17 protein-coding genes and 1 pseudogene are annotated in these 19,120 nt (G+C 62.5%); 10 read left to right on the top strand and 8 right to left on the bottom strand.

What is annotated here, in order from left to right:
- Positions 1-8: 8 nt before the first annotated feature.
- The 3 genes from ATO4_RS21865 to ATO4_RS21855 all read right to left on the bottom strand — a co-directional run bounded on the left by ATO4_RS21865 (position 9) and on the right by ATO4_RS21855 (position 3,576).
- Positions 9-1,652 (bottom strand): MDR family MFS transporter, encoded by a 1,644-nt coding sequence (locus ATO4_RS21865; RefSeq protein ID WP_139802622.1) that lies wholly within the window; start codon positions 1,650-1,652, stop codon positions 9-11.
- A 99-nt stretch (positions 1,653-1,751) separates the two neighbouring features.
- The gene (locus ATO4_RS21860) at positions 1,752-2,627 is read right to left on the bottom strand and encodes an MBL fold metallo-hydrolase (RefSeq protein WP_245308886.1); all 876 of its coding nucleotides are present in this window, start codon (positions 2,625-2,627) and stop codon (positions 1,752-1,754) included.
- 259 nt (positions 2,628-2,886) lie between these two features.
- Positions 2,887-3,576, bottom strand: coding sequence for a tetratricopeptide repeat protein (locus tag ATO4_RS21855; RefSeq protein WP_139802621.1), 690 nt, complete (start codon positions 3,574-3,576; stop codon positions 2,887-2,889).
- Between the two features lie 158 nt (positions 3,577-3,734).
- On the opposite strand from ATO4_RS21855, the gene ATO4_RS27880 reads away from it, so the two are divergent.
- Positions 3,735-4,148, top strand: coding sequence for a BLUF domain-containing protein (locus ATO4_RS27880; RefSeq protein ID WP_176223119.1), 414 nt, complete (start codon positions 3,735-3,737; stop codon positions 4,146-4,148).
- Positions 4,149-4,272: 124 nt separating this feature from the next.
- Here ATO4_RS27880 and ATO4_RS21845 read toward each other — a convergent pair whose 3' ends face one another.
- The gene (locus tag ATO4_RS21845; protein ID WP_245308885.1) at positions 4,273-4,755 is read right to left on the bottom strand and encodes a GFA family protein; all 483 of its coding nucleotides are present in this window, start codon (positions 4,753-4,755) and stop codon (positions 4,273-4,275) included.
- An 82-nt stretch (positions 4,756-4,837) separates the two neighbouring features.
- On the bottom strand, positions 4,838-5,866 hold the full coding sequence (locus tag ATO4_RS21840) for a sulfotransferase family 2 domain-containing protein (protein WP_083593891.1): 1,029 nt from the start codon (positions 5,864-5,866) through the stop codon (positions 4,838-4,840).
- Positions 5,867-6,057: 191 nt separating this feature from the next.
- On the opposite strand from ATO4_RS21840, the gene ATO4_RS21835 reads away from it, so the two are divergent.
- From ATO4_RS21835 to ATO4_RS21820, 5 genes are all read left to right on the top strand, one after another.
- Positions 6,058-7,116 (top strand): polysaccharide pyruvyl transferase family protein, encoded by a 1,059-nt coding sequence (locus tag ATO4_RS21835; RefSeq protein ID WP_083593890.1) that lies wholly within the window; start codon positions 6,058-6,060, stop codon positions 7,114-7,116.
- Positions 7,117-7,278: 162 nt separating this feature from the next.
- A complete protein-coding gene (locus tag ATO4_RS21830) occupies positions 7,279-8,028 on the top strand; it encodes a YebC/PmpR family DNA-binding transcriptional regulator (protein ID WP_083593889.1) in 750 nt (249 codons plus the stop codon).
- A 299-nt stretch (positions 8,029-8,327) separates the two neighbouring features.
- Positions 8,328-11,348, top strand: coding sequence for a hypothetical protein (locus tag ATO4_RS27395; protein ID WP_139802620.1), 3,021 nt, complete (start codon positions 8,328-8,330; stop codon positions 11,346-11,348).
- Positions 11,348-11,803 carry a response regulator gene (locus ATO4_RS27390; RefSeq protein WP_176223118.1) on the top strand — a complete coding sequence of 152 codons (456 nt, stop codon included), beginning with the start codon at positions 11,348-11,350 and terminating at the stop codon, positions 11,801-11,803. The genes ATO4_RS27395 and ATO4_RS27390 overlap by 1 nt, the downstream gene beginning before the upstream one ends.
- The gene (locus tag ATO4_RS21820) at positions 11,800-12,993 is read left to right on the top strand and encodes a response regulator (RefSeq protein WP_083593887.1); all 1,194 of its coding nucleotides are present in this window, start codon (positions 11,800-11,802) and stop codon (positions 12,991-12,993) included. Before ATO4_RS27390 ends, ATO4_RS21820 begins: the two co-directional genes overlap by 4 nt.
- A gap of 104 nt (positions 12,994-13,097) precedes the next feature.
- On the opposite strand, the gene ATO4_RS21815 is transcribed toward ATO4_RS21820, so the two are convergent.
- The gene (locus ATO4_RS21815) at positions 13,098-13,685 is read right to left on the bottom strand and encodes a Uma2 family endonuclease (protein WP_083593935.1); all 588 of its coding nucleotides are present in this window, start codon (positions 13,683-13,685) and stop codon (positions 13,098-13,100) included.
- 154 nt (positions 13,686-13,839) lie between these two features.
- On the opposite strand from ATO4_RS21815, the gene ruvC reads away from it, so the two are divergent.
- From ruvC to ATO4_RS21795, 4 genes are all read left to right on the top strand, one after another.
- Positions 13,840-14,352 carry a crossover junction endodeoxyribonuclease RuvC gene (gene ruvC, locus ATO4_RS21810; protein WP_083593886.1) on the top strand — a complete coding sequence of 171 codons (513 nt, stop codon included), beginning with the start codon at positions 13,840-13,842 and terminating at the stop codon, positions 14,350-14,352.
- A gap of 123 nt (positions 14,353-14,475) precedes the next feature.
- Positions 14,476-16,287, top strand: coding sequence for a translation elongation factor 4 (gene lepA / locus ATO4_RS21805; RefSeq protein WP_176223117.1), 1,812 nt, complete (start codon positions 14,476-14,478; stop codon positions 16,285-16,287).
- Positions 16,288-17,182: 895 nt separating this feature from the next.
- A complete protein-coding gene (locus tag ATO4_RS21800; protein ID WP_083593884.1) occupies positions 17,183-17,506 on the top strand; it encodes a GIY-YIG nuclease family protein in 324 nt (107 codons plus the stop codon).
- A gap of 198 nt (positions 17,507-17,704) precedes the next feature.
- Positions 17,705-17,926, top strand: coding sequence for a DUF2283 domain-containing protein (locus ATO4_RS21795; protein WP_083593883.1), 222 nt, complete (start codon positions 17,705-17,707; stop codon positions 17,924-17,926).
- A gap of 73 nt (positions 17,927-17,999) precedes the next feature.
- Here ATO4_RS21795 and ATO4_RS21790 read toward each other — a convergent pair whose 3' ends face one another.
- Positions 18,000-18,413: a hypothetical protein gene (locus ATO4_RS21790; RefSeq protein WP_083593882.1), complete on the bottom strand. Its 414-nt coding sequence runs from the start codon at positions 18,411-18,413 to the stop codon at positions 18,000-18,002.
- Positions 18,413-18,544 (bottom strand): annotated as a pseudogene (locus ATO4_RS21785) (type II toxin-antitoxin system HigB family toxin); the annotation flags it as partial. The gene ATO4_RS21790 and the pseudogene ATO4_RS21785, both read right to left, overlap by 1 nt.
- Positions 18,545-19,120 lie beyond the last annotated feature (576 nt).

The raw sequence follows: 19,120 nt of genomic DNA, 5'->3' as shown, positions 1-19,120 counted from the left end.
CGTCCCGCCTAGGCCTCCGGCGTCGGAACGGCCTCCGGCACGGCCGCAGCCGTCTCCGGCACCCGCACGGTCGCCGCCGCCGCCTGCGCCTTCGGCACCAGGAGCGCCAGCGCGAAGGTCAGCGCCGCGACGGCGAACATCGCCCAGAAGGTGAGGTTCAGCGAATGGTCGAGCGCGGTCTGGGTCTGCGGATCGGCGGCGATCGCGCCCGGCTGCTCGAGCAGCGCCTGAATCTTGTCGAGGCTCGCCGGCAGGGCGCCGCCGCCGCCATGGGCGAGGCTGAGATTGAACACCGCGCCCAGCGCCGTCGCCCCGAGGGTCGAGCCGAGATTGCGGGCGAAGATGTTCGACGAGGTCGCCGCCCCCCGCTCGCTCCAGCCGACCGAGCTCTGGACGATGACGATGGCGGCGTTGGTGAGGAAGCCCATGCCGAAGCCCATGACCAGCGAGCCGAAGCCGGCGATCAGCGGCGACATTCCGGGCCCGAGGAACAGGAACGCGCTGGCGCCGATCGGCAGCAGCGCCGCGCCGAACAGCAGGATCGGGCGAAGCCCGAAGCGCTTGAAGTTCTTCGCCGCGACGGTCGCCCCGATCGGCCAGCCGAGCACCATGGCGGTCAGCGCGAAGCCGGCGACCAGCGGCGACTGGCCGAGCACGCCCTGCACATACATCGGCAAAAAGGTCGTCAGGCCGATCACCGTCATGCCGCTCAGCAGCGTCACGAGGTTGGCCGTGGCGATCGCCCGCCGCAGCCAGAGCGCGATGTCCATCATCGGATCGCGCACCCGGCGCTCCTGGACGACGAACAGCACGCCGGTGGCGATCGACACCGCCAGCGCCGAGACGACGACGCTCGTCGACGAGCCGACCTCGGTCAGCGCCACCATCAGCGCCGCCACCGAGACGGCGAAGAGAAAGGCGCCGAGGACGTCGATGCTGCGCTTTTCGCGGGCGATGTCCTCGTTGAGGAAGACGACGAAGCCGACCGCCGCCAGGATGCCGATCGGAATGTTGATCCAGAAGATCCAGGCCCAGGAGAGATGCTGGATGATCAGCCCGCCGGCCAGCGGGCCGACCACCGAGGAAATCCCCCAGACGCTGGCGAGATAGCCCTGCACCTTGGCCCGCTCCTCGACCGTGTACATGTCGCCGACGACGGTGAGCGCCACCGGCTGGATGGCGCCGGCGCCGACGCCCTGGATCAGCCGGAAGGCGATCAGCGAGGGCATCGACCAGGCGAGGCCGCAGAGCAGCGAGCCGGCGAGGAAGATGGCGATGCCGATCAGGAGGATGGGCCGGCGGCCGTAGAGATCGGCGAGCTTGCCGAAGGCGACGGTCATCGCCGTCTGGGCGAGGAGAAAGGCGGAGAAGACCCAGGAATAGAGGTGCAGATCGCCGAGCTGCCCGGCGATCTGCGGCATCGCGGTGGAAACGATCGTCGCCTCGATGGCGATCATCGCCATGGCCCCCATGATCGCGGCGACGATGAAGGGACGGCGAAGCGTCGAGTTTTCGGGCATCTGGTCAACCGGAATGGCCGCGGCGGGAAGGCGCTCGTGGCGGCTGCCCCGGACCGATCGGGGCGGCGCAAGCGCGGCGATCAGGGGCCGGGAGGGGGCGATGATGTAAGGCAATCTTGCAATGGGTGCCATAGACCCGTCGCCGCTGGCTGGCAAGCCGCGCGCCTGGTGCTATGGGGCGCTCGCCCGCCGACCTGCAGCGTGCCGCGCCGCGGCGGCCGCTGCCCGGCGTCAGACGCCCGGCAGCACGATCACCGTCGGCCGGTCCGGCAGGGTCTTGACCGACACCGTGATCCTGTCCTCGCCCCGCCATTCGACGTCGAAGCCCGGCAGCTTGGCGAGGAACCGCTCGATCGGGCCGGCGAAGCGGTGCATCGGCAGGATGATCCGCGACTGCAGCCGCTCGGCGATCTCGCCCATGCCCTCCTGGCTCATGGTCATGCCGCCGTCCACCGGCACCATCAGGATGTCGAGCCGGCCGATGGCGGAATAGTCGTCGTCGGTCAGGCCGTGATGCAGGTGGCCGAGATGACCGATGCACAGCCCCGCCACCTCGAAGATGAAGATCGAGTTGCCGTCGGCCTCCATCTCGCCGCCCCAGGAGCGGATGTCGGTGGTGACGTTGCGCACATACATGTCGCCGACGGTCAGCGCGTGGTTCGCCGGCCCGTAGCCCTCGGGGTTCCAGCCTTTCAGCACATTCCGGATCGCCGGATCGGGAAACGGCGTGTTGTGGGAGGAATGCGCCTTGTTCATCGTCACGATGTCGGGGAGCACCGGTCCGGCATAGCCGGCGAAGTCCGTCGCCGCGGTGACCCCGCCCGGGCTCTCGATCAGGAAGGTCGCATGGGTGACATAGGTGATCGTCACCGTCCGGTCCCCCGCCCGCCCGTCGAAGAGGCCGCGCTCGGAGGGCGAGAACTGCGCGAAGGTCGCCTTCGGCACGAGGCTGGCGATCGCCCGGCACTGGCTCGGCCGGTCGCGCGGATCGGACGCCGTCTGCGCATTCGCGCCCGTGCCCCCAACCATGCCCCCACCCAGTGCGAAGATCGTGGCGAGACCGACGAGCCAGCCGATCGCGAGCATACCGAGAAGACGAAGTCGCAACGCTGAACTCCCCTGCCGGCGGCGTGAGAAGACGCACGGGATCGAGCCGGCGGACGCGATCCGGCCCGGTGGTCGCGGCGCGCCGCCCCGGCCGGCCGTTCCCCGGCAAAGGCTACAAGCAACCGCTGCCGAGCCAAATCAACAAGCCGTCATCGCAGCTGAGCGTTCGGCGCAGGCGGACGCATTCCCTGCGAGGCCCGGCTCGGCCTGCCGACGAGAGAGCCGTCCCTCTCCGGCCGCCCTTCTCCGGCCGCCCGGCTCAAAGATCGACGCCGGGGCTCGCCGGCGGTTCCGGCTCGCCGGCGATGAGGCCGCGCTCCTTCAGAAACGGGTCGATCGCGACGGCCTCGCGCAGCTGCTTCTGGGCGAGCGGGTGCCGCCCCTGACGCATCAGGATGAGCGCCCGCCCCGCCATCGCCGCGAAATGCCGGGGTTCGAGCTCGATCGCCCGGTCGACGTCCTCGAGCGCTCCGTCGAAATCGTCCTGGAGAAACCGCACGAAGCCGCGCTGGTTGTAGATCTCGGCATAGTCGGGCGCACGGGCGGCCGCCTCGTCGAGCAGGCTCTTCGCGCCGGCAACGTCGTAGACCTCGCGCCGCGCCATCGCCTCCCGCACGAGTTCTCCGGTGCGGGCATCCGGCGCCTGCATCCAGAAGCGCCAGATCCGGTCCTCGATGGCGCGCGCGGTCGCTTCGTCCGGCGCCGCCTTCAGGGCCTCGAACAGACGGTCGTCTGCCCCTGCCCCCGCCCCCGCATCGGCATCGGCATCGGCCTTCGCCGACCCTTCGCCCGCAGACGGGTCCGTGCCGGCCGCTCCCGCCTCGCCGGCAAGGACCGGAGATGCCGCCGGCAGCACGGCCAGGGCGAGGCCGAAGGCGAGCGCGATCGGAAAGGCCGCAAGGCCGCCCGCTGGTCCCCGCCTGTCCCGCGCTTCAGGCCTCGGAGCCATCGCCCGCCTCCCATCGCTCCCGCCGCCTTTCGCAGCGGCCGGATTCAGATGGCAGAAGGGAGCAGTTGGCGCTTCGCGCGCAAAGTCATATTGTCGTTATCCGCCGCACCGATGCTCGGCCGGTGGCGCATCCGGCGCCGGCAGGAAGGTCCGCAATCATGACGATCTACCGGCTCGCCTATGTCTCCCGCCCCTCGCCCGAGATTTCCGCCGACGACCTCCGGCGGATCGCCGCGATCGCGGCGCGGCGCAACGCCGAGCTGGAGATCACCGGCATCCTGATCCACGAGTTCCACCGCTTCACCCAGCTTCTCGAGGGGCCGCTCGATGCCATCGAGGCGCTGATGGTTTCGATCATCGCCGACGAGCGCCATTCCGGCATCCGGATCTTCCTGCAGCAGAGCGCCGAGGCGCGCAGCCTGTCGCGCTGGATCCTCTGGTCGGACTACGACCGCACGGCGATGAGCGCGGGCGAACTCGAAGTGCGCGAGGAGATCGTGCGGGCCGCCCTGGAAAGCCTCGCCGAACTCGACGCCGAACGGCAGAGCGGCCTGTCGCCGGAGCCCGGCTGACACGCCATCCGGAAGACATCGCCGGGATGGCGGCCTTCGTGGGGGCGATCCGGCACCGCAGGGGCCCTGACAGGTCGTCCGATCTGACCGATCGGGGCCCGCGCGACCTCCGCCCGCCGCCCCGTCAGCCCCCCTGGCCCAGCATCTCTCGCCAGCGCGCCGCCATCGCCGCGCCGCCGTCGTCCGGCCCTTCCGGATAGCTCAGCTCGTCTGCCCCGATCGTCACGAAGGCCTGCCTCGACCGCGTCCAGATATGGCCGGCCGGGACCAGCCAGCTCGGATCGTCGAGCGTTCCCGCCTTGACGTTCAGGCGGCCGGGATCGCCCTCCGACCGGTGCTGGATGCGCACGCCGCATGCGGGGCAGAAGTCCCCGAGCCGCACCGTGCCGCTCTCCGCCACCCGCCGCGTCGTCTTCATCGTCCCGGTCACGACCACCGACGCCGGATCGCAGCGCAGGCTCTCGCCGAAGGCGCTGGATGTCTGGGTCTGGCACTCCGAGCAATGGCAGAGATAGAACACCCTCGGCACCGCACTGATCGCGTAGCGGACCGCTCCGCACTGGCAGCCCCCGGTCAGCGGCAGTGGCGGCATCTTCGTCCTGCGCATCGCTGTTCCATCCTCTCCCACGGTCATCGCCGGCACTCGGCGTCGACAGCCGTTCGCAGCGGCCGCCCCGCCCGCCGAGGCGTCAGGCGTTTTCCCTTGCGGCGATGGCCCGGTAGAACGCCCGCGCCTCCTCGATCATGTCGCCATGATGCGCCAGCGCTTCCTCGATCTCCTCCTGCGGCACCAGGAGGTCCCGCTCGGCGGTGGCGTTGCGGCGCCCGACCTCGCCGGGCTCGATCTTCAGGAGCCGGCGGTTGCGCGCGAGGAATGCGGCGATGTTCTCCGTCGTGCCGACGGCGATGCGCTCCAGCCGCTCTTCCAGCCGCGCGGCCGGCACGGGTCCGCGCAATCCGGCGATGATCCCCTGCTGGATGAAGAGCTCGGCCCGGCCGTTCGAGGTGTCGAGAAAGGCCTTCAGCCGGCAGGTGCGCAGGGCGCCCATGTCGGGTGGCAGCCGCCGGACGGTCTCTCCCGGCCGGCGCGCATGGCCGGTCGCCGAGACCAGCCGGTCGAGCGGATCGCGCACCAGCGTGGCATAGGTCGCGCCTTTCAGGACCGTTTCCGCGGCGTCGAAGGCGATGTGGCCGGAGATGAAGTCGTGGGCCGGCAGATGGTCGCGCGTCTCCATCAGTTCGGCGTTGGAGCGCAGCTGCAGCGGCCGGCGGAACCGGCCCGCGGCCGCCGCGAAGATCGACGTGCCGCCGGTCTTCGGAATGTGCAGGAACACCGTCTGCCGGCCCGAGAAGCGCGCCGCGGCGACGTCGCCGAGATAGGCCTCGAGCGCCGACGGGCGCGCCTTGCCGAACAGCCGCCGCAGCATCCCGCCGCCCGCCGGTGTCGTCTGGACGGGATTGGCCCCGCGCGCATGCAGCACGAACACGGCGTTCTCGAAGACCGGCGTCATCGCCGCTGTCTGCACCAGGCTGTCCAGCGGCATGACGCTCATCATCCCCTTGTGGAGCAGCACCGCATCGGCGGCCGCCCCATAGGCGACGCTGCCGGCAAAGCGGGATCGCAGCTCCCCCGGCAGTGCCACCGCCAGCGGCCCCTTGTCCGCGAGGAGCTTGCCGACCGCCTCGCAGGCCTCCGTCCAATAGGGATCGAGCGCCATGTCCTGAACTCCCCTGCGGTCTCGGCAGCCGGCAAGCCGATCTGTCCCAGCCCTGCCGCGACAGCGTCCGCGGCGACCTCACCCTTGCCGGGTTCGTCGGGCCTTGTTTCGGCAAATCATGGCCGTTGCAAGGGCGCGGGAGATGGACAGGCGGGCGGGCGATGTGGAAATGACAGGGACATGGTGATCGATTGCGCCGAGGTTCCGACATCTCCTTCCTGAAAACGACGCTCCTCCCCCGGGCCCGGCGCCGCATCGAGCTGTCCCGGCGGGCCCTCAACCGGGAGCTGAACCTCACCTGGGCCAGCATGGCCGAGGACCAGCCCTATGTGAATTTCGGCGACGCGCTCGGCCCGATCGTCGTCAGCGCGATCTCCGGCCGGCGGCTGCGAAAGCAGCCCTTCGTGAGCGGGGAGACCCGGCTTTCCACCATCGGGACGATCGCCCAGAACTTTTCCGGCGGCACGGTCCGCCTCTGGGGATCGGGTCTCGACGCCATCAGCCCGGGCCTCAATGTCGACGCCGACGGCTACCACCTGCCGGCGGCGACGCGCTTCGTCGTTGCCGCCTGCCGGGGCCGGCACACGCGGCGGATCCTCGCGGAAAACGGGGTGGAGAGCCCGGAGGTGTTCGGCGATCCCGGCTGGTTCGCCAACCGGATCTGGCCCGAGCATGCGCGGCAGGAGAAGATCCACGACGTCGGCGTCGTCCTGCATCTGACCGAATGGGCCGAGCGCCGGCCGGGCGCGGCGCTGAAGCCGCAGTTGCGCCGCTACGAGGTGCCGGAGGATCTTTCCGGCCGCATCGCCTTCATCAACCCGATCACCCGGCGCTCGGTCGAAGGCGTCGGCGAGGTCGTCGGCGCCATCGGCCGCTGCCGCCGCATCCTGTCGACGTCGCTGCACGGCCTCGTCGTCGCCGAGGCGCTGGGCATTCCCGCCTTCTACTTCGGTGCGACGACGCCGTTGGGCCCCCAGGAGATGCGGATCGCCGACACCCGGCTGATGGATCACCGCATGTGCGACCTCTATTCGATCCTCGACCGCGACACCGTGCCGGCCTTCATCTGGCCGCGCGGGCGCCCGCTCGACTGGCACCAGGTGCTGGAATGGTGCGACAGGCAGGCCTCCATCTACGACTTCGACGAGGGCCCGCTCTTCGAGGCCTTTCCCTTCCGCCGCAAGGTGGCGCTCGGCGACGAGCGCTGGCCCGTGCGCGAGGATTTTCTCGTCGACGGCGACTTTCTCTGACGCCCCGAGCCCATCCCGAGCCGGCTCTGGCACACAAGCGATCCGGCGCGCGTCACCGGCGATCGTCCGCTGCACCGCCGCATGGATGATTCTGGACGGACCGGCGAAGTTTTTTTATATGACACCCACGTTTCACCACCGACATTCCGAGAGCAGCTCCCCATGGCCGGTCATTCACAGTTCAAGAACATCATGCATCGCAAGGGCCGCCAGGATGCCGTGCGCTCCAAGCTGTTCTCCAAGCTCGCCCGCGAGATCACTGTGGCGGCGAAGGCCGGCCTGCCCGATCCCGACATGAATCCGCGGCTGCGCCTGGCGATCAACAACGCCAAGGCCCAGTCGATGCCCAAGGACAACATCGACCGCGCCATCAAGAAGGCCTCCGGCGGCGAAGGCGACAATTACGACGAGGTCCGCTACGAGGGCTACGGGCCGGGCGGCGTCGCCGTCATCGTCGAGGCGCTCACCGACAACCGCAACCGCACCGCCTCCAACGTGCGCTCCTACTTCACCAAGTCCGGCGGGGCGCTGGGCGAGACCGGCTCGGTCGCCTTCATGTTCGACCGGGTCGGCGAGATCGTCTATCCGGCCAAGGTCGGCGACGCCGACAAGGTGATGGAAGCGGCGATCGAGGCCGGCGCCGACGACGTCGTCTCCGACGACAACGGCCACACCATCATCACCGCTTTCGAAGACCTCAGCGAGGTCTCGACCGCCCTCGAGGCCGCCCTCGGCGAAGCCGAGAGCGTGCGCGCCATCTGGCGGCCGCAGACCGGCACGCCGGTCGACGAGGAGAAGGCCCAGAGCGTCCTCAGGCTGATCGGCAATCTCGACGACGACGACGACGTCCAGAACGTCTATGCCAATTTCGAGGTCGACGACGCGGTGATGGCGAAGCTCTCGGCAGCGTGAGTAGGGGGCGCCGGAACGACTCCGAGCCCGGCGCTTCCTTTTACTCGGGCTGAAACTCGAATGACGTCTGGTAACAGCCTCCCGTCCCCGCGCCTCTCAGTTCCTGCCTACACCACATACCCCCACGTCAGCACAATTTGGCGAAATGTTGCCACTTATCAAACAAACCGCCCGAGGACTGTTCTGACCCGCAGAAACTGCGGTTGTGTTATGATCGAGTATGACTAGAATACACGCTTACCTGCCGCATCACCTGGAATGCGGAACGTGAATAGCGCAACAAGTAGGAATGATACCAAATGGGACGCGGGCAGACCGACTTAAAAAACGTCCGCAACCAACTCAGGCCGTTTCTTTTTGCCAAAAAAAAACGCCCGTTTGCGAAAAACATTCAAACGATTCGCGCTACTATGGGTCTCGAGCAATCAGTTCAAATCTTCGAACTCTGCGAAGATAGACATGGCCTCCCATTTCCAGGCCTTGGTAACACTTTCCCTAGCGACACAATACTCGTTCCCCACACCGGACTTATACGTCTCAAGCCACTCAGCCGGCCCAGGGAACGCGCCCTGCTTATCGCTCGACTGAACTTCCACGCCCCCAAGCTTGTCGCTGCACTCAAGAGTATTGCTGATATTAACTTTCGTCTAGAAACTGGTGTATGGCAAAAAGCCGATGATGTTCTTATCGACGACCATATTCGCGACTACGGCTGGTCGTTACTTTTACTGAAGAAAATTTTGTATGCTAAATTACTATCCGGCGGACTGCCAGCCCTCACGAAATTCGTCAGGCGCACGACAGAAAGCCACCCGCGCCGCTTTTGGGGCGTATACTGCAAGTTTCTATATGATTTGATAGATCCGACATTTAATCCGTGCGTTTCGATACGATACTGGCATGACCTGTTTAAACCCGGGTCTATTAAAGACGAGTGGTACAAAGTATTACTGCGTCAAGCGATCCTTGGCGCAAACACTCATGCAGTCGACGACGCCACAGCATGTCTTCGGTTTAGCACCGCTTCACTCGTCGATTCCGCAATTTATGTTTGGCAGACATCGAACATCGACGAATTCGAATGCCAAACAATCGTTCTCGACGAACGTATCACGCACCTTCTTTCCCACCGCTTTACGCGCGCAACAATTCACCCCTGCGCTGCCTATCTAGATCACAACAGCAAACTCAATGACCTCGAAGTATATAGGATGCATTTTATTTTTTCGGATTTTTTAACGTCGTCGAGTATCCGCACATCGATTAACTACCTCTTTCTTCAAGAGCGTGGCTACAATCACGATCAATGGGCAAAACGAATAAGAGCCTTACTTGATGACCCAGATATAACACCTCAGGATATCCAAAAGCTCTCGAGCGAGCAAAGTCTGTGGCACCGATCCAGCATATCGCCTGACGTTCAAGCCGGAGAAAACTCGCTAATTTCTGCCAGTTTGCTCACGACGAGTTTAGACCAGAACATAAACGCCGTGTCGCGCGATAGGAGAATGCTAGCGAACACCCTCGCAGGCATGGAAGGGCTGCAGGATTTCATCTCAGATCAAGCCCTCTCAACATTGTCGCAGGAAGCAGTTGAGGGCGGAAAAGACCTTCTTGTTTTCGTCGCACAAGACATCATTTTCCGGCGTCATCGCAGCCGCGACAACGATCTAGAGCGACGGCTGACGCTAATGTCTATTATACATAGTTCGGGATTTTCAAATGTGGAAGACTTCATTCAGTATATATCTGACGGTAACAGTGCAACTGCTCAACATATCGCAACATTGTCGACTCGTAGCTTCTTGGAACGACTATTCCTGCTGATGTCCTCAACAAAGGACGTTCTCATATCGCGTATAAAAATATGTCGATGGCTTATAGCCACAAACTCAGATCTATACGAATCGTTAAACGATGAGATTTCTTCCCTCTCCCGAGAACTCGAAACTCTCGATATTAGAACCGATCTAGACAGCACGCGGATCCACGTGGACGAAGAATCGCTGAGAGAGTGGTTCGACGAGACACAAAAAAATGCCGTAAGCCGTTACACGCAAACCGTTTTAGCCGAAGGCCCAGGTCGAACTGAATTTTCTCTACTTCGTTACCTAAACAGAAGTGAACAAGCAGCCGCTGAAGATGACGTAATGGCGCCATCTGAAGTTGGATCTGAGCACCTCCTGTTGAGCATTTTATCCGAGACGCTTATCGCATTCGCCCGCGACAAAAGCTTTGGTCTTGATGCTTACTTAAGCAGGCGGATTCGACACGGAACGCTTAGCGGCTCGGTGATGACGCCGCTAACGAGGGTAGCAAATCGTCTGCAGGAAGTAGAAGAGCGTGATGAAAAAGTCGCGGACTTTGCGCAGAAGGTCGAAGAGTGGCGCAAGGAAACTGCTGCTGAATTGGATGATGCGAGACGCAATGTAATTCAATTGAATCACGTAAACCCCGAGAGAGGCCTGATACGCGCTGATTGGGGTCGTGTTGCGAGTGTTGCGCACTTAGACGCGGCCATGTTTCAGATACGAGATCGAGTTTACACGAGCAAGGGTGGCTATGATCTATTTCCCGACCTTTACGCGTTGTGCTGGGATTGTACCGAGGCCGACTTAGCGCTCCTCCGTATGTATCTTCTCAGGACACTGTTGCCGAAAATCAATAATGGCCTTGTCGACTTGTGGAACGCATGTGATCCAAGAACGCAGGCTCATGTCTACCCAGTCGTATCGGAGCTTGTTGCTACGAGCCGTCAAAAAATTCACGAAGTGTGCGGATGGTTTATTCGGCCGGTTTTTCGCCGGGACAGTTATAGCTTGCGGATGCTTGTCACTTCGACGCTTTCTATCGTTCGTGAATTGGACCCTGACTATAAGTTCGCCGAGGACGTTCGGGTAGACGAAGCGCTATTGCTAAATCGAGCTAGTTTTGATGCATTTGGCGATATTTTGTTCGTAATAATCGGCAATGCTGCAAAGTACGGATCTAAAGGCGGAAAAATTCTGGTTCAAGCGGAATCGGGCGAGGACGGGGCATCTGAAACTGTCATTGTCGTATCAATACACTCTGAGGTTGACACGCTTGCTACATTTGAACACGCGAAGCTCAGAATTGAAAGCGCGCTGTCGCCAATCCAAGAAGAGATCGATTCTGCTGCTGTACAAGAGGGTTTCACGGGGCTTCGAAAGGCGGTCGGCATAATGCGAAACATTCGGTCCGAAAGCGCCGCTCTCATATTTTATGCTCACGAGAGTGAGTTGCGTATCGAATTCAACATCTACTTGCCTGCGTCGATACTAACCTTAAGAGGACGATAGTGGCTGATATATTATTGGTTGAAGATGACGATTATAAGCTGAACGATATCCAGAAGGTAATTGATCTACGATGCCGCCGGAGTGTAGAACGAGCCGCCTCTGTCACTGCAGCATTGCGAGCCGTGTCGTTGCGGGATTATGAACTGGTAGTACTCGACATGTCGTTGCCCACGTTTGATATCTCCGGACCGGGAGGTGGTGGTTCGCCTCAAGGGCAAGGTGGCATCGAAGTTCTACGGTTAGCTGGGCGGCTGCGTAACAAATCAAGGTTCGTGATCGTCACTCAGTACCCTGACATTGAGATCAATGGATATGATATTTCGCTCTCCGATTCAGGCGCTATTCTTTCAGAAAAATTTGGCTTGAATATTGTAGATTGCATTCTATATGAGTTCGACAAACCAGACTGGCAAATCCCATTTATCGATATAGTGCAGAGAATTGGTCTGAAATGAGAATATTAATAGTAGAAGACGATCCTGTGAAGAGAAATGCAATATCTAATTTTCTCCGTTCACAGGATTTCGATGAACTGCTGACGATCTGCGAATCGGAAAGCGTATCTGATGCTATTAGAATTGGAATGACCGGGTGCTTTGACTTAATCATATTAGACCTTATGGTTCCCTATTTGAGTGGTGGAGCGCCAGATAGTCGGTCCGGGTTTGAGATTCTTGTGCAGTTGAGAGCTGGAGGGCCAAACCGGTTCACCAAAGTGATATGTTTGTCAGCATACCCCGATGAAGTGGCATCCTATCGTAATAGATTCGATGAATGGGCCGTCATAATTACTGAGTTTGATGGGGGAAGCACGTGGAAAAACGCACTTAACAACGTTATACAACAACAGCGGGCGGGCCTGAGGTCTATTCCTGCGACGGAATACCTTATTGTCTGCGCGCTTGATGAGGAACGCGCGGGTTTTGATGGTACTAGTCTAAAGCATATATCGGATGTTAGTATTGATGGATTGAACCTTCGATTTGTAACATCTGATGCGTTTGGGGTGGGCGCTATTCTGCGTCTTAGCCAAATGGGACTTGTGACGGCCACACTTGAATCTGGACGCGCGATTGAGCTCCTCAAGCCGAAAGTGTGCTGCATGAGCGGTATTTGCGCAGGCTTCCGGGAAAACGTGGAGTTGGGGCAAGTAGTTGCTGCGTCGCTCGCTTGGGATTATCAAGCGGGAAAATGGTCGAACGACTCCTTTGAAATCTCACCGTTGCAGATACCGATTCCGTCGAAGACCCGGGGTATCATTGATCACATTTTCGACGACGCCGAACTCATATCGAATGTTGAGGCGAGGATCGGTCGACATTTAACTAGACCCTCGACTTTACACAAGCCGATCATTGCACCGATGGCGACGGGATCCGCAGTTGTTGCCGACGAACGCCGCCTCTCACATATAATAAATCAGCATCGGAAAGTAGCGGCATTAGATATGGAAACTTATGGCGTCTTTTATGCTGCCCATAGTTCCACTTTTCCGATTCGACATTTCTTTTCCGTAAAGACCGTTGTCGATTTGGCTGATGCCAGCAAAAGCGACGATATACATATCTATGGCTGTGTGGTCTCAGCTGATATCGCGGTTCGTGTCGTCGCCCGGCTTTTAGAGCGCGTTAACGGAAGCGTCTAGACTGGGTAGCTGCTTCCATATAGGTCGAATCATGGTTCGGAAAGCTGACCTAGTGTTCTTGAGCTGTCCCTACCGTGACCAGGGGCCCATTTTCCGGACCGACTTTACCCGTTCCCCACCCCCGTCTCCTCATAAACCTCCCCCAGCCCCAATTCGCAGCCGATCTCCGGCAGGCCGATCGTCGCGGCCAGCCCCTCGACGATCTCCGAGCGCCAGCTTGCGGCGCCCTCGCCGGTCCGGCGCCAGACGATCACCTCGGCCGTCTCGGAGGCGACGAGCAGGACGACGCGGACGCTGGCGTTGGTCTTGTATTCCTCCACCTTGCGGAACCGCTCGAATGTGATGGTCGAGGGCGACAGCACCTCGATCAGGACGCAGGGTTCGCCGGCCTCCCTCGCTCTGCCCGGCCCGCTTTTGCAGCCGACGGTCACATCCGGCCGCCGCAGGTTGCCGTCCCTGTCTTGACCGGACAGGTCGTCCACATGCGGCTGCCAGGGCTTGCCGCGAAGCTTCTCCCGCAAGCGACCGAGGAGGTTGAACCTGACGATGTCATGCCGCCGGCTGGCACCGGTCATCGCCTTGGCGGGCAGCACCGGCACCCCGTCGACGAGCTCGTAGTTCCGGTCCTGCTCGGCCTGCCAGACGAAAAACTCGTCCGGCGTCATGCGTTTGATGGTCTGGGCTTCATGCATCGCCATCGCCTCCGTTCGCCATGATCATAGCGCGGCCGCGGCCGTCCCGCGAGCCGCGATGTTCTCACCCGGCCCTCCTCGTTTCATCTTTGTTCATGTTTCGTCTGTCCAATCGCCAGCGATTCGGATAAGAGAAAGTTTGAACAAAATGTTAATGGAGACCCCCATCCGCATCATCGGCATCGATCCCGGGCTGCGCCGCACCGGCTGGGGCATCGTCGAGACGATCGGCAATTCGCTGCGCTTCGTCGCCTCGGGCACCATCACCTCCGATGCAAAGTACGACCTCGCCTCGCGTCTCTGCCAGCTGCATGAGGGGCTGACCGGCATCGTCCATGCCCACAAGCCCGACGAGGCCGCCGTCGAGCAGACCTTCGTCAACAAGGACGCCGTCGCCACGCTGAAGCTCGGCCAGGCCCGCGGCATCGCCCTCCTGGTGCCGGCGCTGGCGGGTCTCCCCGTCGCCGAATATGCGCCCAATGCCGTGAAGAAGGCCGTCATCGGCGTCGGCCATGGCGAGAAGAAGCAGATCCACATGATGGTCAAGGTGCTGATGCCGAAGGCGACCTTCGACACGGACGACGCCGCCGACGCGCTCGCCATCGCCATCTGCCACACCCATCACCGCCAGTCGGCCCAGGCACGCGCCGCCTTCGCCGGGCGCTGAGGCGGCGCGGCGAACGCCGAACTTGCGCCGACCCGGCCCCTGCGCCCGAAATCTCTCCCCCCGCGCGCAATCGAACGCTTCCAAGACGCGTTAACTCTCTTTATATCGCGGACCATGAGCACCATGCCCGCGAACACTCCGCTGTCCCACATCCGCAACTTCTCGATCGTCGCGCATATCGACCACGGGAAGTCGACCCTTGCCGATCGCCTGATCCAGAACACGGGCGGCCTCGAGCTGCGCGACATGAAGGAACAGGTGCTCGATTCGATGGATATCGAGCGCGAGCGCGGCATCACCATCAAGGCGCAGACCGTGCGCCTGCACTACACCGCCAAGAACGGCGAGACCTACGTCCTCAACCTCATCGACACGCCCGGCCATGTCGACTTCGCCTATGAGGTGTCGCGCTCGCTGTCGGCCTGCGAGGGCGCCCTCCTGGTGGTCGACGCGGCGCAAGGCGTCGAGGCGCAGACGCTCGCCAATGTCTATCTCGCCCTCGACAACAATCTCGAAATCGTCCCGGTCCTCAACAAGATCGACCTGCCCGCCGCCGAGCCCGATAAGGTGAAGGAGCAGATCGAGGAGGTGATCGGCCTCGATGCCTCCGAGGCGGTGATGATCTCGGCGAAGTCCGGCCTCGGCATCGAGGACGTCTTGGAGGCGATCGTCCACCGCCTGCCGCCGCCGAAGGAGGGCGACCGCAAGGCGCCGCTCAAGGCGATGCTGGTCGATTCCTGGTATGACGCCTATCTCGGCGTCATCGTCCTCGTGCGCATCATCGATGGCGAATTGAAGAAGGGCCAGACCATCCGCATGATGGGCACCGACGCCAAATATCCGGTCGACCGGGTCGGCGTCTTCACCCCCAAGATGGTCCAGGTCGATGCCCTCGGCCCCGGCGAGCTCGGCTTCATCACCGCGTCGATCAAGGAGGTCGCCGATACGCGTGTCGGCGACACCATCACCGAGGACAAGCGCCCGACCACCACGATGCTGCCGGGCTTCAAGCCGGCGCAGCCCGTCGTCTTCTGCGGCCTCTTCCCGGTCGACGCCGCCGACTTCGACGACTTGCGCGCCGCCATGGGCCGGCTCAGGCTCAACGACGCCAGCTTCTCCTTCGAGATGGAATCCAGTGCCGCCTTGGGTTTCGGCTTCCGCTGCGGCTTCCTCGGCCTCCTGCACCTCGAGATCATCCAGGAGCGCCTCTCCCGCGAGTTCGACCTCGACCTGATCGCGACCGCCCCCTCGGTGGTCTACAAGATCCATATGACCGACGGCTCGGACATCGAGCTGCACAACCCCGCCGACATGCCCGACGTCGTGCGGATCGACCACATCCAGGAGCCCTGGATCAAGGCGACGATCCTCACCCCCGACGACTATCTCGGCAACATCCTGACGCTCTGCCAGGAGCGTCGCGGCATCCAGCTCGACCTCTCCTATGTCGGCAAGCGGGCGATGGTCGCCTACGAACTGCCGCTGAACGAGGTGGTCTTCGACTTCTACGACCGGCTGAAGTCGATCTCGAAGGGCTATGCCAGCTTCGACTACCAGATGACCGAATATCGCGAGGGCGACCTCGTGAAGCTCTCCGTCCTCGTCAATGCCGAGCCGGTCGACGCGCTCTCCATGCTGGTCCACCGCACCCAGGCCGACAGGCGGGGCAGAGCGATGTGCGAGAAGCTGAAGGAGCTGATCCCCAACCACCTCTTCAAGATCCCGATCCAGGCGGCGATCGGCGGCAAGGTCATCGCCCGCGAGACGATCTCGGCGCTCAGGAAGGACGTCACCGCCAAATGCTACGGCGGCGACGCCACCCGAAAGCGCAAGCTCCTCGAAAAGCAGAAAGAGGGCAAGAAGCGCATGCGCCAATTCGGCAAGGTGGAAATTCCGCAGGAGGCGTTCATCGCCGCGCTGAAGATGGATGGTTGAGCGGGGCGCTACCCTTCCCCTCAAGACGTCCGCGACTTGCCGCAGCCTGCCTCTTCCCTCATCCTGAGCCTGTCGAAGGACGAGGGAAGAGGCACTCCCGGCGCCCTTCGCCCCTCGCCCTTCGACAGGCTCAGGATGAGGGGCTACTGCGACGCCCCGTGAAAGCCCGGCTGCGAAGCCCCCTCCTTATGGACCTGTACCCAATTCAACGAACCAGAACGACGTCCGCGACTTGCCGCGACCTGCCTCTTCCCTCATCCTGAGCTTGTCGAAGGACGAGGGAAGAGGCACCCTCCTCGCCCCTCGCCCCTCGCCCTTCGCCCCTCGCCCTTCGACAGGCTCAGGATGAGGGGCTACTGCGACGCCGCGTGAAAGCCCGGCTGCGAAAGCTCTCTCCTGACGGACCGGTACCCAATTCAACGAACCAGAACGGCGACCGCGACTTGCCGCGACCTGCCTGTTCCCTCATCCTGAGCTTGTCGAAGGACGAGGGAGCAGGCACTCCCGGCGCCCTTCGCCCCTCGCCCTTCGACAGGCTCAGGATGAGGGGCTACTGCGACGCCCCGTGAAAGCCCGGCTGCGAAAGCCCCCTCCTGACGGACCGGTACCCAATTCAACGAACCAGAACGACGTCCGCGACTTGCCGCGACCTGCCTGTTCCCTCATCCTGAGCTTGTCGAAGGACGAGGGGGCAGGCACTCCCGGCGCCCTTCGCCCCTCGCCCTTCGACAGGTTCAGGATGAGGGGCTACTGCGACGCCGCGTGAAAGCCCGGCTGCGAAAGCCCCATCCTGACGGACCGCTGCCCAGTTCGACGAACCAGAACGACGACCGCGACTTGCCGCCGCCTGCCTCTTCCCTCATCCTGAGCCTGTCGAAGGACGAGGGAAGAGGCAATGCTCGACGCCACCGTCTACATCCTGCGCTGCGCCGATGGCTCCTACTACACCGGCCTGACCAAACAGCCGATCGAATCCCGGTTATGGGAACACAACGAAGGCGTTTGCGAGGGCTACACGAAGAAGCGCCGCCCCGTCGAACTCGTCTTTACGGAATCCTATGACCGCATGCTCGACGCGATCGCCCGCGAAAAGCAGATCAAGGGCTGGTCCCGCGCCAAAAAGGAGGCGCTGATCGCGCGCGCGTATCATCGCCTCCCGGACCTCTCCCGCAACCAGAGCGGAGACGATACCAGGCGATGGCTGAACCGTGGCGACTGACCCGCCCGATAAGGCCCTCGACGCGACTGCTGCCGTCGGTATCGTCTTATTGCCGGATCCGGCGCAGCCGCCTTTGCTGAGTGCGATGCCACTGTCTTTGCCGAGTGCGGCGCCACCGCCTTTGTCCTCGCAGGATGGGGAGCGACCGCCCTCTTCCCTCATCCTGAGCCTGTCGAAGGACGAGGGAAGAGGGCAGCCATGATCGACACGACCTACGATCCCGATGCCGACGCCGTCTACTTCCGCATCGGACGGGGCAAGATCCTGGAATCCGAGGAAACGGGCCCTTTCATCACCGACTTCGACGCCGAGGGCCGCGTCATCGGCATCGAGGTCCTCTCCGCCAGCAAGGTCCTCGCCCCCGGCGACTGGCAGACGGCGCGGCTTCCGCGCAGGCGGGATGTCGATGCGGCGGAGTGATCCAGAGAGGCCCCCGATGGCGACGATGAAGCTCGCCTTCTCCGCGATCAGCCCGGCATCTCCCAACCCACGCTCACGCCCGGGCCGTCTCCTGTTCCTTCTTGGCCGGCGCCCGCGTCGCAAGAGCGAAGGGCCGGATCAGGATCTCTGCCGGAATCTGCAATTCCGCATGCAACCGGTTCGCCACCGCCATCGTCAGCCCCCGCTTGCGGTTGAGGAATTCCGACAGACGCGACTTCGAACCGAACAGCGGCGCCAAATCCTCGCGTGAGATCTGGCGATCGGCCATCACGACCTTGACGGCGTCCACGGCATCCGGTGCCTCGATGGGCCAGACCTTCGCTTCATAGGCTTCGATCAGGGACGACAGAACGTCGAACCGGCCCGCCTCCGGGGTTCCCCGCTCGGGCTCGTCGCGGAAATAGTGCTCGATCTCGGCCAGGGCCCAGTCGTAGTCGGCCTCGCCGCGGATTGGTCGAATATCCATCAGACGGTCTCCGGATTGATGCGGTCATATTCGGCATGGGCTCCGACGAATTTCACCAGAACCCGGCGAAACCTGTAGGAGACGTGGACGATCAGGCGGAACTTGTTGCCTCCGATGTCGAAGATGACCCGACGCCGAGAGCCGTGTCATCGGGAACGTCGCCGGATCGATCTCCAAAAGCATCCTTTTGTCACCATTTAGGATCTTTATTTGCAACTATCGACCCATACGCGGCAGTATGCCTTCTTCCGCAACACCTCTGATCATGATCTACGCCGTGGTAAAGCCGACACTCCGATCGTAGCAGACGTTTTCACCGTGTCACCGACAACGCCAGCACGCGCCTCGGCATACGGGCGAGCGCCCTCTCCCCCCATTGTGGGGGAGAAAGCGATTTCATCGGCTTAGACGCGGAGCGGCTAAACGATAGAAATCGCAAGAGAGGGGTTTCACCGTTTCCGCCCATGCAACGCGGCATCGCCGATGCGCCCCTTCGTCCCGCTCGCGGCGAACGGGGATACCCCTCTCTTGCGATTTCACTCACTTGGCTTCGCCAAGATGATGAAATTGCTCATCCTCCCATGAGGGGGAGAGAGGGCGCGCGTCCTGCCAGGCAAAAAAGATATCTTCCCCCTCCCGCCCCTCGCCTATCATCGCCTCACCGCCGGCCCACGGAACGGGCACGAATGATCACCGGGATCGTTCGG

The sequence above is a fragment of the Aurantimonas sp. 22II-16-19i genome (assembly GCF_002088275.1).
GTDB lineage: Bacteria > Pseudomonadota > Alphaproteobacteria > Rhizobiales > Rhizobiaceae > Jiella.
Note: the sequence above shows the minus strand (reverse complement) of the source record. Positions and strands in the feature narration are given on the sequence as shown.

Excerpts from the sequence above, each read along its gene's own strand:
- ATO4_RS21865 (WP_139802622.1), bottom strand. The coding sequence starts at position 1,652 with ATGGCACCCATTGCAAGATTGCCTTACATCATCGCCCCCTCCCGGCCC.
- ATO4_RS21855 (WP_139802621.1), bottom strand. The coding sequence starts at position 3,576 with ATGGCTCCGAGGCCTGAAGCGCGGGACAGGCGGGGACCAGCGGGCGGC.
- ATO4_RS27880 (WP_176223119.1), top strand. The coding sequence starts at position 3,735 with ATGACGATCTACCGGCTCGCCTATGTCTCCCGCCCCTCGCCCGAGATT.
- ATO4_RS21845 (WP_245308885.1), bottom strand. The coding sequence starts at position 4,755 with ATGCGCAGGACGAAGATGCCGCCACTGCCGCTGACCGGGGGCTGCCAG.
- ATO4_RS21840 (WP_083593891.1), bottom strand. The coding sequence starts at position 5,866 with ATGGCGCTCGATCCCTATTGGACGGAGGCCTGCGAGGCGGTCGGCAAG.
- ATO4_RS21830 (WP_083593889.1), top strand. The coding sequence starts at position 7,279 with ATGGCCGGTCATTCACAGTTCAAGAACATCATGCATCGCAAGGGCCGC.
- ATO4_RS27395 (WP_139802620.1), top strand. The coding sequence starts at position 8,328 with ATGGGACGCGGGCAGACCGACTTAAAAAACGTCCGCAACCAACTCAGG.
- ATO4_RS21820 (WP_083593887.1), top strand. The coding sequence starts at position 11,800 with ATGAGAATATTAATAGTAGAAGACGATCCTGTGAAGAGAAATGCAATA.
- ATO4_RS21815 (WP_083593935.1), bottom strand. The coding sequence starts at position 13,685 with ATGCATGAAGCCCAGACCATCAAACGCATGACGCCGGACGAGTTTTTC.
- ruvC (WP_083593886.1), top strand. The coding sequence starts at position 13,840 with ATGGAGACCCCCATCCGCATCATCGGCATCGATCCCGGGCTGCGCCGC.
- lepA (WP_176223117.1), top strand. The coding sequence starts at position 14,476 with ATGCCCGCGAACACTCCGCTGTCCCACATCCGCAACTTCTCGATCGTC.
- ATO4_RS21800 (WP_083593884.1), top strand. The coding sequence starts at position 17,183 with ATGCTCGACGCCACCGTCTACATCCTGCGCTGCGCCGATGGCTCCTAC.
- ATO4_RS21795 (WP_083593883.1), top strand. The coding sequence starts at position 17,705 with ATGATCGACACGACCTACGATCCCGATGCCGACGCCGTCTACTTCCGC.
- ATO4_RS21790 (WP_083593882.1), bottom strand. The coding sequence starts at position 18,413 with ATGGATATTCGACCAATCCGCGGCGAGGCCGACTACGACTGGGCCCTG.